The organism is Burkholderia sp. WSM2232, assembly GCF_000472545.1.
Taxonomy (GTDB): domain Bacteria; phylum Pseudomonadota; class Gammaproteobacteria; order Burkholderiales; family Burkholderiaceae; genus Paraburkholderia.
Genome location: NZ_AWZV01000003.1, coordinates 427,311 through 440,266 on the forward strand (window position 1 = coordinate 427,311; position 12,956 = coordinate 440,266).

General features: G+C 65.9%; 9 protein-coding genes. 2 read left to right on the forward strand and 7 right to left on the reverse strand.

Going from position 1 to position 12,956, the window contains the following annotated elements; genetic code table 11:
- Positions 1-75 precede the first annotated feature (75 nt).
- From F757_RS0101945 to F757_RS0101970, 6 genes are all read right to left on the reverse strand, one after another.
- Complete coding sequence (locus F757_RS0101945; protein WP_027209911.1) at positions 76-1,635, reverse strand: ABC1 kinase family protein; 1,560 nt, start codon at positions 1,633-1,635, stop codon at positions 76-78.
- 109 nt (positions 1,636-1,744) lie between these two features.
- The gene (locus F757_RS0101950; RefSeq protein ID WP_198021333.1) at positions 1,745-3,964 is read right to left on the reverse strand and encodes a molybdopterin cofactor-binding domain-containing protein; all 2,220 of its coding nucleotides are present in this window, start codon (positions 3,962-3,964) and stop codon (positions 1,745-1,747) included.
- 89 nt (positions 3,965-4,053) lie between these two features.
- Complete coding sequence (locus F757_RS0101955; protein WP_027209913.1) at positions 4,054-4,566, reverse strand: (2Fe-2S)-binding protein; 513 nt, start codon at positions 4,564-4,566, stop codon at positions 4,054-4,056.
- The gene (locus F757_RS0101960) at positions 4,563-5,849 is read right to left on the reverse strand and encodes a c-type cytochrome (protein WP_027209914.1); all 1,287 of its coding nucleotides are present in this window, start codon (positions 5,847-5,849) and stop codon (positions 4,563-4,565) included. Before F757_RS0101960 ends, F757_RS0101955 begins: the two co-directional genes overlap by 4 nt.
- Positions 5,850-5,936: 87 nt before the next feature.
- Entirely contained in the window at positions 5,937-7,100 is a 1,164-nt protein-coding gene (locus F757_RS0101965) for an alkene reductase (RefSeq protein ID WP_027209915.1), read from the reverse strand.
- A 184-nt stretch (positions 7,101-7,284) separates the two neighbouring features.
- The gene (locus F757_RS0101970) at positions 7,285-8,499 is read right to left on the reverse strand and encodes an MFS transporter (protein WP_027209916.1); all 1,215 of its coding nucleotides are present in this window, start codon (positions 8,497-8,499) and stop codon (positions 7,285-7,287) included.
- 200 nt (positions 8,500-8,699) lie between these two features.
- On the opposite strand from F757_RS0101970, the gene F757_RS0101975 reads away from it, so the two are divergent.
- Entirely contained in the window at positions 8,700-9,620 is a 921-nt protein-coding gene (locus F757_RS0101975; protein WP_027209917.1) for a LysR family transcriptional regulator, read from the forward strand.
- A 43-nt stretch (positions 9,621-9,663) separates the two neighbouring features.
- Here F757_RS0101975 and F757_RS0101980 read toward each other — a convergent pair whose 3' ends face one another.
- Positions 9,664-10,575 carry a LysR family transcriptional regulator gene (locus F757_RS0101980; RefSeq protein WP_027209918.1) on the reverse strand — a complete coding sequence of 304 codons (912 nt, stop codon included), beginning with the start codon at positions 10,573-10,575 and terminating at the stop codon, positions 9,664-9,666.
- 596 nt (positions 10,576-11,171) lie between these two features.
- Here F757_RS0101980 and poxB point away from each other — a divergent pair.
- The gene (poxB, locus tag F757_RS0101985; RefSeq protein WP_027209919.1) at positions 11,172-12,893 is read left to right on the forward strand and encodes a ubiquinone-dependent pyruvate dehydrogenase; all 1,722 of its coding nucleotides are present in this window, start codon (positions 11,172-11,174) and stop codon (positions 12,891-12,893) included.
- Positions 12,894-12,956 lie beyond the last annotated feature (63 nt).

The following is a 12,956-nucleotide window of genomic DNA, read 5'->3' on the forward strand; positions in this document are numbered from 1 at the left end:
CACCGGCCACTCGCACCCGCACGCCACAGCATTGCCTCAGCACATCGACATACGCTCCATCAACACATCACCGCATCAACGCATCAACAACATCGTCCCCGCGCCGAGAATCCCGCCGCACACCGCGCACGCCCACAAAAGCGCACGCGTGCGCCGATATTCGCGCCCGATCTCGACCAGCAACTGAGCCTGCTGCCCCGGCGTGCGCGCGCGGTCGTGCTCGTGCTGCAGGTAGCGCACCGCGAGTTGCGGCACGCGCGGCAACATATGCGCGAGATGCGGCAGTTCACGTGAAATGCGCTTGAGCCAACCGCGATGGTCGACGTCGCGCCGCGCGATTTCCACAACGACGCGCCGCGCGATATTCCACGTATCCACGCCCGGATGCAGCGCGCGCGCCAGCATCTCCGCTTGCTGGAACGAGCGTTGCGCGGTGGCGAGGCGGCCGGACACGGCGCCGTCGAATGGATGCACCGCGTGCAGCAGATGGTGAAACAGCGCGCCCGCCGAGCGCTCCTGCGGGGCGGCCGCAAAGTGCGCTTCGGCGCGCGTGCGCAATTCGGCTTCCAGCAATTCGGCGCGCGTGTCGTGCGGCACGTGGCCCGCCTCGCGATGCAGTTGCGCAAGCCGTCCGTAATCCTGCTGGAACAGCGCGCTTGCGCCGTGCACGAAGAACTCGCGCTCGCCGGTCGACAGGCTCGACATGATGGAGAACTCCGCGAGTACCAGCCGCCCCAGCGAATCCGCTTCGACGCTCACGCGAACCCGCCTTGCATCGAGCGTCGCATGAAAGAAGCCGTGCTCGAAGGCCTGCTCGGTCACCACTTCGACGATATGCGCCGCGAGCGGCGCCAGCTTCACGCCGTGCGCATGCAGGCCGCGCAGGTCGCTCGCCGGCAGCGTGTCGATGCGCTGCATGGTCAGCGTATGGTTCGTACACAGGTCCCAGATCACGTTGGGCACGACAAGGCGCGGGTCGCCTTCGAAGTGATGGCCGGTCTGGCTCAGGTTGGCGGCCTCCGCGCGCAGATCGAAGCGGCGCAGCAGGTCGTCGGTGAAGGTCTGCGCCAGCGCTCGCAGCCGCAGGCGGCGCGCGGTGCCCGAAAGTTTTTCGAGCCAACGCGCGACCCAGCGCAGCAGCGCGAGCTCGTCGCCGATCTGTTGCAACTGGCCGGCGCGCAGCAGCTTGATCGCCACCTCGCGATGACCGTTGATCGGCGTGATGAGCCGCGCGATATGCGTCTGCTCGGCAAAACCGCTGCGCACGGGTATCAGATCGACCGCGCTGAAGAGAGTGGCGAGCGGCCGGCCGAACGCGCGCGCCAACGCTTCTTCGGACTCGTGCGGCGGCAACGGCGCTTCCAGATGGTCGACGGCGTCGATCGCGTCGTGCAACGTGGCGCTTGCCAGTTCAGGACGCTCGAGCAGCGCCTTCGCGAAACGGCCGGCCAGCGGGCCGAGCGCCGGCAGCACGCCGTGAACGCCGCGCGCGCTGCCCGGCGACGCATGCACGCGGCCGACCAGTTCGATCATCCAGTGGAGCTTGCGGCCTGGCGGTGCGGCGAGCCAGATCAGGCGCGCGCCGTAACGCAGCGCGTGGTAGAGCAGCAGTAAGCGGCGAAACAGTGGCGGCATCGGCGTTCAATCGGCGGCAATGCGGCGCGCGCGAAAGCGCGGCGCCGCTGAGCCAGGACGCTCAGATTATCAGGGATGCGCGCGCGCCGCCGCATTCACGCCGAATTCTCTACGCGTCGATACGCCGGCGCAGGCTGTCGCCCGCCAGCGGCATGTCGCGCAGGCGCTGGCCGGTCGCGTCGAATAGCGCGTTGCCGAGGGCGCCCGCTGTCGGTCCCATCGACGCCTCCGCTGCGCCGAGAAACGGCGCGCCTGGCCGGTCGATCAGATGCACGTTGATGCTGCGCGGCGCGGCGGAGAACCGCAGAATCGGATAGCTGCTCCAGTCGAAGCTGCGGATCCTGCTCGTGTCGAACTGCAGTGCTTCGTACAGCGTCCAGCTCGCCGACTGGATCACGCCGCCCTCTATCTGGTTGCGAATGCCGTCTGGGTTCACGATCTGCCCCGCGTCCACGGCTGCTTCGGCGTGTTCGAGAATCACCTGGCCGGTTTCCGGCACGACCGACACCTCGACAGCCACCGCCACGTAGGCCATCAGGTTCTTGTACTTCGCGAAGCCAAAGCCGACACCGTGATTGCGTTTGCGCGGCGCGCGGGGCCAGCCGAATTTTTCTGCGGCGAGCCGGATCACGTCGCGCGCCCGCTGGTCCTGCATGTGCTTGAGCCGGAACGCGACCGGGTCGGCGCCAGCGGCGGCGGCCAGCTCGTCCATGAAAGTCTCGATGGAGAACACGTTCATATGCGCGCCGAGCGAGCGCATGGCCGACGTATGCAGCGGCATGGTCGGCGAGAAGTTGTTCATCACCTGCATATTCGGCAGCGCATACAGCGGAATGCCGTTGCGGTCGCCGCCGCCTTCGGGCTGCACCATCGGCACGGAAGGCGCGGGCTCGAACGGCCTGTCGAGCAACTGCGCCGGAATCAGCCGGCCCGCGTTGACGATCCGCTCATTGTGCGAGCTGCTCCACAGCGCGTAGTTCCAGTCGACGATGTTGCCGCCCGCATCCAGCGAAGCCTTCACCTCGGTGACCATGGCCGGCGTGTAGTGATCCCACGTATGTTCCTGTTCGCGCATCCACTGCACGCGCACCGGCCGGCCTTCCATCTCGCGCGCGATCAGGGCGGCATGCGCGGCGACGTCGTCCGCGCCGTTGTGTCCGTAGCAGCCGGAGCCTTCAACATGAATGCAGCGGATCGTGTCCTTGGGCATCGAGAGCATTTCCGCCAGCCCGTCGCGCAGCGGATATACGCCTTGCGAATGCGTCCATACGGTCATCGCGCCGTCCTTGAACAGCCCGACCGCGCAGGACGGCCCAATGGAGCCGTGCATCATGTAGCGCTTCGTATAGGTTGCGCCGAGCGTCTTCACAGCCGCGCCGCTCGCCTTGTGCGTATTGGCGATTTCAATATGCTCGGTGCAGAGCTTGCGCAAATCGCGATGAACCGTGGCGGGATCGGGCAGCGCGCGGCCGGCGCTCCATTCGCTGCCTGCCGCGAGCGCGCGCTGCGCCTGCACGGCCTGCCATTCGCCTTTCGCGACCACCGCGAGCATGCTGCCGTTTTGCACCACCTTGAGTACGCCGGGCATCTTCAGGACCTCGGTTGTATTGGTGCGCAGAAGCCGCGCCTCGTACACAGGCGGCATGACCACGCGCGCGTGCACCATGCCCGGCATCAGCATGTCCTGCACGTAACTGACGCCGCCCGTCACCTTGCGCGGAATGTCCACGCGCGGCAACGAGGTGCCGATCACGCGGAAAGTTGCCGGATCCTTCAGCGGCGAAAGAGGCGCTGCCATGCGATGCAGGTCGACGAAGCCGACGGCTTCGCCGTAAGTCATGCTGCGGCCGTCGGGCGCCTTGATGACCGAGTCGCGCGTGCTGAGCAGATTGCTTTGGATGCCGAAGCGTTTTGCCGCGGCCTCCACCAGCAGCGCCCGCACCTGCGCCGACGCGTTGAGCAGCGCGCTGCCGCTGTCGGCAATCGTATGGCTGCCGGCCGTGAGGCCCTCGTCGGGCGAGGCGCCGGTGTCGGCGGTAAGAAAGGTAATGAGCCCGGGCGCCATTGCCAGTTCTTCGGCGGCAATCTGCAGCAGCGCAGTGCGCACGCCGGTGCCCAGTTCCACCTTGCCGGTGTACACAGTGACCTTGCCCGCGCGGTCGATCCTGATCCACGAATCGAGGTAGGGGTTGGTTTTAAGGCTGCCCGCGAGCGCCTGGGTCGCCTTGCCGATGTGCACGGCTGCGCCTTCGTCCGCAATCACTTCCTGCGCCAGCGCGTTGACACCGGGAAACATGCTGAAGCTCACGAGAAGCGCGCTGCCCAGCATGAAGCGGCGGCGGCTTTCGTCGATGGGGTCGTCCACGTGCTGGTCCAGGCCGGGGCCGGTGCGTTGTTCGGTGTGTTCGTCGCTGCGGCTCATTGCGCGCCTCCGTGGCTTGCCGCAAGTTGCGGTTTGTCGTGCGAGGCGTCGGGCTTCGGCAGATGCGCGACTTCGCGGATCGCAGCAAGAATGCGCGTATGCGTGCCGCAACGGCACAGATTCGGCTCCATGTGCTCGAACAATTCCCGCTCGGTAGGTCGCGGATTGCGCTCAAGCAGTGCCTGCGCGCGCATGATCATGCCGGCGATGCAGTAACCGCACTGGGCGGCCTGATGATCGATGAACGACTTCTGCAGCGGACCGGGATGCTCAGGCGTGCCGAGACTTTCGATGGTGCGCACCGCCTTGTTGCCGAGCGATGCCACAGGAATCAGGCACGAGAACACCGCTTCGCCGTCCACGATCACGGTGCAGGCGCCGCATTGGCCGAGGCCGCAGCCGAACTTCGCGCCGTGCAGTTGCAAATCGTTGCGCAGCGCGTAGAGCAGCGGTGTGGAAGGATCGATGTCGAGCGCGTGCTGCACGCCGTTGACGGTGAGATGGATCATCGCGCGTTGTTCTCCTTTCTGAGCCTGGTCACCGTCGCCTCGACGTCCGTCCACGGGCCGCGCTGCGAATAGGCGGCGCGAATGTAGGAGGCCAGATCGGCAATCTGCTGGTCGTTGTAGATCTGCCCGAAAGCGGGCATGTAGTTCATGCTGTCTTCGCCGTGCCAGCCGTTGCCGCTCAGCATCATCTGGATTGCGTTGCGCGGCGTCGCGGCGTTCACCGCGGTACTGAACGCGAGCGTCGGGCGTTCGCCTATCGACTGCATGGGCGCGGCCGGTCCGTGGCATTGCGCGCAGGATGCGGCAAAGAGCGTCGCGCCGCGTTGCGCTTCGGCAGAGCGGGGGGGCTCGCGAGTGCTCGCCGTGTCGGTGGCGGCCGCGGGCCGCGGCTTCTGGATCGACAGCAGATACGTGGCGATGGCCTGCACGTCCGCTTGCGGAACGGTGGCAAGGTCGCGCGTGACAGGCAGCATGGGACCGGCGGCGGCGCCGTGTTCGCTGGCTCTGCCGGTGCGCAGATAGGCGACGAGCTGGTCCTTCGTCCAAGGCCGCGGCGCTGCGCCGAGCGTGTTGAGCGCGGGCGCTTCCCATCCGTCGACGATGCCTCCGTCGAACGCATGGCCCGACCTTTCGCCGCCGATCGCATTGAGCGGCGAGTGACACGACGCGCAATGGCCGAGCCCGTCCACCAGCAGCTTGCCGCGGTTCCACTCGGCGTCTTTCGATGCATCGGGCTGCTGCGTGCCCGGATGCAGAAACAGCACGTTCCAGAAAGCGAGCAGCGGACGGAAATTCAGCGGGAACATCAACTGGTTGGCGGGCGCCGTCGCCTCGACCGGTTCGCGCGTCATCAGATACGCGTAGGCCGCGGCGATGTCGCCGTCGGACATGCGCGTGAAGTGGATGTACGGAAACGCGGGATAGAGCAGGTGCCCGTCGCGCGCCACGCCGTAGCGCAGCGCGCGCGTGAACGCTTCGAGCGACCAGTTGCCGATGCCCGTCTGCACATCGGGCGTGATGTTGGTCGCGTAGATGGTGCCGAACGGCGTGGCAAGCGGCAGGCCGCCGGCGAACGGCTTGCCGCCTTTTGCCGTGTGGCACACGATGCAGTCGCCGAGCGCGACGACGCGTGCGCCCGCGAGTCTGGTGGGGGCGTCGAAAGCGTTTGGCGCGGGCGGGCTGATGGGCGCGAGCGCCGGCTTCCACATCAACAGGAAGGCTGCCGCCAGCGCGGCCGCTATCGCCACGCCGCCTGCCGCCAGCCATCTGGACTTGCTAGTCATTCGCACACCTGTGATTTGCCGTGGAAGAAGCGGCGCGCAGCGCCGCGAGTGTGGACGACGCGCCGCGAGTGAGTTCGACGCGCCGCGTCATGCGTGGCCCGTGCGGGCCGGCAGTCCGGCAGCCGCCGCCGGCGTGTGGCCGCTCGCGCTGCCGTCGAACGGATAGTCGACGTAACCGGCGGCGTCGCCGCCATACCAGCCCGTGGTCCTCGGCGCGGCGAGCGGCGCCCCGTTGCCGATGCGCTCGACCAGATCGGGGTTTGCGATGTACGCGCGGGCAAATGCCACCAGGTCCGCGTGGCCGTCGCGGATCAGCGCCTCGGCAGCACTCACGGAAATCCCGCCGTTGACCATCAGCGTGCCCGAATACGCGCGGCGCAAGCGCCCGATAATGCGCGGCAAGTCCGGCTTGCCGCTCCAGCCGTTCGTGTCCGCCGCATGCACATAGGCCACGCCGAATTCGCCGAGCATTCTGCCGACGTAGTCGTAAGTGCCGTCCGGGTCCGCGTCTCTCACGTTGTTGTAGTGCGCATAAGGCGAGATGCGCACGCCGACCCGCTCGAGCGGCATCACCGAGCCGATTTGCTCGACGATGTCGCGCAGGAAATTCGCGCGGTTCGCCACCGAACCGCCGTACCGGTCGTCGCGCGTGTTGATGGTGGACGAGAGAAACTGATGCGGTAGATAACCGTTCGCCGCATGCACCTCGACGCCGTCGAAGCCCGCGGCCATCGCGTTTGCCGCGCCTTGGCGGAAGGCCTCGATCGTCAGCCGGATTTCGTCGAGCGACATGGCGCGCGAAGGCGTCGCGTGAATTTTTGTGTACTGACCGTTGTGCAATTGCGCCCAGACCTGCAACTGTTCGAGGTCGTCGTTCACGCCCGAAGGCGAGAGCGGCACCTCGCCGCCGAGCAGAGCGAACGAACTGACGCGCCCGCTATGCCACAACTGCATGAAAATGCGCCCGCCCTCGGCGTGCACCTGGCTCGTGACGGTGCGCCAGCCTTCAATCTGCTCCGCCGTGAAAATGCCGGGCGTCAGGTCGAACGCCGCCGAGGCTGCGCTGACGTTGGTCGCTTCGCTGACGATCAATCCCGCCGACGCGCGCTGCGCGTAGTAGCGCGCCATCAGTTCCGTGGGGCGTCCGTGCGAGGGCGCCCGCGAGCGCGTCATCGGCGCCATGGCGACGCGGTTGCGCAACTGCAGGCCGGACAGATCGTAACCGTCGAGCAAAGGAGAAAGTGAGGACATGCTGGTTATTCCTTGGCGAGCCATGCAGCGTCGTTCAGGCACAGGCACATTGCAGGCAAGCGTATCGCCGGGGCCTTGAGAATTCCTGAAGCCACGCTGAATTCTTGTTAATGAAGTCTTGTCGAGCCGGGCGGCGCGCCGCCCCGTTGCGACCGCACCGCCCTGTCGCAACCGCACTGCGCAATCAACCGTGGCGCGCGGCGTGCGGGCGGCCGATCATCAGGTAATGCGCGAGCGCGACGAGCGGAAAGGCCGTGGCGACTGCCGCGACGAGCGGCCAGCCGCCATGTTCATAGAGCGGACTCGCGAGCGCGGAGCCCAATGCGCCGCCCGCGAAGATGCTGGTCATGTACAGCGCGTTCAGCCGGTTGCGGCTCGCCGCATGCAGCGCGTAGATCTCGCGCTGGCCGAGCACCATGTTCATCTGCACGGCGAAGTCCAGCACGATGCCGGTGACCACCAGTCCGACCACGCCCCACGCCGGGTGGATCAACGCAGGCGTATAGGCGAGGGCGCCCACCACCAGTGCGATGAGCGTCGCGCGCACCGTGTGGCCCGCGTCGGCGAGCCGGCCTGCTACCGGCGCCGAGGTCGCGCCGATTGCACCGACCAGCGCGAAAATGCCGATCTGCGTTTGCGTGAGGCCGAAGTGGCGCGTCAGTTCGACGGGAATCGCAGTCCAGAACAGGCTGAACGAGGCGAACATCAACGCCTGGTAGAACGAACGGTGCCGCAGTATCGGCATGGTGCGCAGCAGATGGCCGAGCGAGGCGATCAGTTCGAAGTACGTGGCCCGGTGATCGGGCTGGCGGCGCGGAATGGTCAACGCGAGAACGCTCGTGACGATTGCCATCAGCACGGCGGCACCGCCGAACACCGCACGCCAGCCGAAGTGTCCGGCCACCACGCTCGAGACGGGACGCGCCAGCAGAATGCCGAGCAGCAGGCCGCTCATGATCGTGCCGACCACCTTGCCGCGCGACTCGTCCGGTGCCAGATGCGCCGCGAGCGGAATCAGGATCTGCACGGCCACCGAACTGAAGCCGATCAGCAGGGAGATGACGAGAAACACGCTGGGTTGATGCGCGAATGCGGCGGCGGCGAGACTCGCGATGGACACCAGCGCGGTGACGATCATCAGCTTGCGGTTTTCCAGCAGGTCGCCGAGGGGCACCAGGAAAAACAGTCCGAACGCATAGCCGATCTGCGTGAGCGAGACGATCAGGCTCGCCGTGCCGCCGGACATGTGGATGTCCGGCGCGATCAGTTCGGTAATCGGCTGCGCGTAATACAGGTTGGCGACGATAGCGCCGCAGCAGAACGCAAACAGCGCGATCAGGCTTTGCGTCAGTTTGACGGGACTGCCGGCGCGGGTCGCGGCGGATAGCTGGGTTGACATGACAACTCCGTGAAGTAAAGAGGCAGAAACGGTGGTTCTATGCATGAAGCCCGGCGCGCGAGACCGCGTCGCTCACCTGCGCGTCCTGGTACTTCGAGCGCGCCTGATGAAGCTTAAGCGTTGCGTGCGAGGCGCGGAATATGGCTAAAATGCAATCCGACGTTGCGTTTTTCGCAACGAAACAGTCAGTCGGGTCGCCAATGGACAAATTCCTCGCCGTCAAAACCTTGCTCGAAGTGGCCGACGCGGGCGGCTTTTCAAAGGCCGCGCAACGCCTTGGCGTCGCGACGTCGTCGGTCACGCGCCTGATGGATTCGCTCGAGGCTTCGCTTGGCACGGCGCTGTTGACTCGCACACCGCGCAAGGTCAGCCTCACCGACGCCGGCATCGCCTACGTCGAACAGGTCTCCAAGGTGCTCGACGATCTCGCCGAGGCCGACGAGAGCGTGTTCGACAGCGGCGCGTCGCCAGTCGGCGCGCTGCGCATCGCGGTGCCGTCCACCTACAGCCGGCTGTGCCTCGCGCAGCACCTTGCGGCGTTTCTCGCCGAACATCCGCGCGTGTTTCTCGATGTGGTGGTGAGCGATCATTTCGTCGATCTCGCGGTGGAGCGGATCGACGTCGCGGTTCGCATCGGCTTTGCCGAGCGCGACGCCAATCTGATCGTCAGAAAGCTTGCGGACAATCCGCGCCATGTCGTGGCGAGTCATGCGTACCTGCAGCGTTGCGGCACCCCCGGCACGCCTGCGGAGCTCACCGGGCACGAGTGCCTGCGGTTTGCTTACGGCGGCGGCCACCGCTCCCGCCAGGTATGGAGTTTCCACCGCGACGGCGAACAACAGCGCGTCGAGGTGCGCGGCCATCTGCTTTCGAACAGTCCCGACGTGCTCCTCGAAGCCGCGCTGGCCGGAAGCGGCATTGCGCTGCTGCCGCAATGGCAGGTTGAAGCCGAGGTGCGCGCCGGACGCCTGATGCGCCTCTTCGAGCAGTTCGACGCGCGGCCTCATGCCGGCGACGCCGTCGTGTACGCCGCGTATCTGCCCAATCGCCGTCAGTCGAGCAAGGTGCGTGCGCTTCTACAGTTTCTCGAGCCGCGCTTGCGGGCTTCGCTCGAAGGTTGAACGTGGGCTTCGACGGCCGGATGGCTGTGCGTGCGGCACGGCCCTACGCGATGTCCGCGGTTCCATGTTCCGCCCGCAAATCCAGTTTCTGCTTGAGCGACACGATCAGGTGATCCACGAACGTCTTGATCTTCGCGTCGACGAATTGCCGCGACGGATACACGACGAACACATTGGTTGCTTCGAGCGGGTAGTGCGCGAACAGATGAACCAGCTTTCCTTCCTTCAGCTCGTCCTGGACCGAGTAAGCCGGCACCGCGCCGACGCCCGCACCCTCCAGCAACGCGAGCCGCAGCGCCTGCATGTTGTTGACGACGAAGTGGCCGGCCTGCGCCGCGTCGCCGGCCGGCCACTCCGTAGGCGGATCGAACGACGACCTGCTTTGCATGAGCGTGTGATTCGGCAGATCGTCCACGCTGTGCACCGGATGCCGTGCGAGGTAGGAGGGCGCGGCAACCAGAATGCGTTGGCAACGCCCGATCAGCCGGCTCACATTGCGGGAGTCGGGTAGCGACGCCGCTGAGATGATCGACACGTCAACCTCGTCTTCGATCAGGTTGGCCATGCGCGGCAGCAACTTCAAGTCGATCGAGACGGCCGGAAACGCATGGCGATATTCGACGATGGTGGACGTCAACTGCTTCAGGCCAATGTCGGGCACCGCATGTACTCGCAGCGTGCCGCGCGGCAGCATGTGGGCGTTGCTCGCCTCGGCGTCGGCCTCGTCGATCTCGGCGAGGATCTTCTTGCAGCGCCGGTAGTAGCGCTCGCCGCACTCAGTGAGCGAGACGCTGCGGGTCGTGCGCTGCAAAAGCCGCGTATGCAGATGCTCCTCCAGTGAAACCACAGCGCGCGAAATATTGCCGGCGCTGCAGTCCATGTGTTTCGCAACCGCGCTGAAGTTTCCGGTTTCTGCTACCCGCGAGAACACCCGCATGCTGAAGATTCTGTCCATGGCCGCTCCGATCTCCCGATTCCATTGAGCCCGACAACACTGCTTGACCGATGTGGAAAAGATACGATTCGCGGCGCCCCGGCACCATCCCTACATACGGCTCACGCGCTCACCTATGCATTCACGGCACTCATCCGTTGGTATAGGTTCGCGAAAGATGAACCGCCTCACAGCTTGAGCAGCCGTGCCGCGTTGCTCATGAAGCCGTGGCAGGTAGCTGCCGCCGCTACCGCAGGGTGTTGCGGTTCGCGGCGCACGGTCCGACGGGCGTCGATCTGGCCGTCGCAATGGCATGCGCGGCTCGTCGAAGCGGCCGGTATTCAGGTCTTTTAAGCCGTCGTTCAGGACTTCTTCGTGCCCGTCGCCTAGTTTGCGAGAGTTGCCGCGACGCTGCCGCGCGGTCGTGTTGCCGCCCGGTCGCGGCGCGGGTTGGGGTCGGGTTGGCGTCGTGTCGCGGCTGAAATGCGGCTCCCTGCTTACCTAATGGCCGCATTGCCGCAGTGTTGCGGCTTGCCAACGGTGGCTTGCCTGCCCGCTTGGCCGCAGTCTGCTAGTGTGAGCCAGTCGATCTCATCCACCGTGAAAAGGAGTCAAGCATGGCCAGCAACACGATTGCCAGTTACCTTGCCGCAACGCTCGCCGCAGCAGGTGTCGAACGGATCTGGGGCGTGACCGGGGACAGTCTGAACGGGCTCGCGTACAGCCTCGACCAGCTTGGTTCGATACGCTGGATGCACACGCGTCACGAGGAAGCCGCCGCTTTTGCGGCCGGCGCCGACGCCGCTTCGAGCGGGCGCCTCGCAGTGTGCGCGGGCAGTTGCGGGCCGGGCAACCTGCACCTGATCAACGGCTTGTTCGACTGCCATCGCAATCATCAACCGGTGCTGGCCATTGCCGCGCATATTCCGTCGACGGAAATCGGCCTCGGCTACTTTCAGGAAACGCATCCGCAGGAGCTCTTCAAGGAGTGCAGCCATTATGTGGAGGTGGTGTCGTCGGCGGCACAGTTTCCGCGTGTGCTGGCCCGCGCGATGCGCACGGCCATCGAGGAGCGGGGCGTCGCGGTAATCGTGCTGCCGGGCGACATTGCGCTAAGCGAGGGGCCGGCCGAAGCGCCTTCCTGGACAGAGAGCGCGCCGCCGCGCATCCTGCCCGCTGAACAGGACCTGGACCGTCTGGCGGCGCTATTGAATGCGTCCGACGCGGTCACGATCATGTGCGGCAGCGGCACGCAGGGCGCGCACGACGAAGTGGTCGCACTGGCCGATACGCTCGGCGCGCCCATCGTGCACGCGTTGCGCGGCAAGCAGTTCATCGAATACGACAATCCGTACGATGTCGGCATGACGGGGCTGATCGGCTTCAGTTCGGGCTATCACGCGATGATGTCGTGCGACACGCTGTTGCTGTTGGGCTGCGATTTTCCATACCGGCCGTTCTATCCGACCGACGCGAAAGTTATTCAGGTCGACTGGAAGGGTTCGCAGCTCGGCCACCGCGCACCGCTCGCGCTCGGGCTGGTCGGCACCGTCAAAGAGACCGTCGCCGCCACGTTGCCGAAGCTGCAACGCAAGACCGACCGCGGCTTCATCGACAACGCGCGCAAGCACTATGCGTCGGCCCGCAAGGGACTCGACGACCTCGCGACGCCAGCCGGCCCCGGCCGCCCGATCCATCCGCAGTATCTCGCGAAGATGATCGACGAAGCCGCGAGCGACGACGCGATCTTCACCGCCGACGTCGGCACGCCCACCGTGTGGGCCGCGCGTTACCTGACGATGAACGGCAAACGCCAGTTGCACGGTTCGTTCAATCACGGTTCGATGGCCAACGCGATGCCGCAGGCGCTTGGCGCGCAAGGGGCGCATCCGTGGCGGCAGGTGGTGTCGTTATCCGGCGATGGCGGCCTCTCCATGCTGCTTGGCGACCTGCTCACCGCGCGGCAACTCGACTTGCCGATCAAGGTCGTGGTGTTCAACAACAGCCTGCTCGGCTTCGTCTCGATGGAACTGAAGGCGGGCGGCTATCTGGATACGAACGTCGACCTCGCGAAGACCGACTTCGCGGCAATCGCGAAGGGCGCCGGCATCTTCAGCATTCGCGTTGAGCAGTCGGAAGACGTGGCGGCCGCGCTGAAACAGGCATTCGATCATCCAGGACCGGCGCTCGTCGACGTAGTCACGTCGAAACACGAACTGGCCATGCCGCCAAAGATCCAGCTGGAACAGGCAAAGGGCTTCAGCCTCTACATGATGCGCGCAATCCTCAACGGACGCGGCGACGAGATCGTCGAACTGGCGCGCACGAACTTGCGTTAGCAAGCGCGCAAGCCAGGCGACGCGCGCCGAGGCGCCTGCCGTTGCGGGCGCCTTCTTTTTTGC

What these genes read in the sequence shown, in the direction of transcription:
- F757_RS0101950 (WP_198021333.1), bottom strand. Translation starts at nt 3,964, where the DNA reads ATGCTGGGCAGCGCGCTTCTCGTGAGCTTCAGCATGTTTCCCGGTGTC.
- F757_RS0101965 (WP_027209915.1), bottom strand. Translation starts at nt 7,100, where the DNA reads ATGTCCTCACTTTCTCCTTTGCTCGACGGTTACGATCTGTCCGGCCTG.
- F757_RS0101960 (WP_027209914.1), bottom strand. Translation starts at nt 5,849, where the DNA reads ATGACTAGCAAGTCCAGATGGCTGGCGGCAGGCGGCGTGGCGATAGCG.
- F757_RS0101980 (WP_027209918.1), bottom strand. Translation starts at nt 10,575, where the DNA reads ATGGACAGAATCTTCAGCATGCGGGTGTTCTCGCGGGTAGCAGAAACC.
- poxB (WP_027209919.1), top strand. Translation starts at nt 11,172, where the DNA reads ATGGCCAGCAACACGATTGCCAGTTACCTTGCCGCAACGCTCGCCGCA.
- F757_RS0101955 (WP_027209913.1), bottom strand. Translation starts at nt 4,566, where the DNA reads ATGATCCATCTCACCGTCAACGGCGTGCAGCACGCGCTCGACATCGAT.
- F757_RS0101945 (WP_027209911.1), bottom strand. Translation starts at nt 1,635, where the DNA reads ATGCCGCCACTGTTTCGCCGCTTACTGCTGCTCTACCACGCGCTGCGT.
- F757_RS0101975 (WP_027209917.1), top strand. Translation starts at nt 8,700, where the DNA reads ATGGACAAATTCCTCGCCGTCAAAACCTTGCTCGAAGTGGCCGACGCG.
- F757_RS0101970 (WP_027209916.1), bottom strand. Translation starts at nt 8,499, where the DNA reads ATGTCAACCCAGCTATCCGCCGCGACCCGCGCCGGCAGTCCCGTCAAA.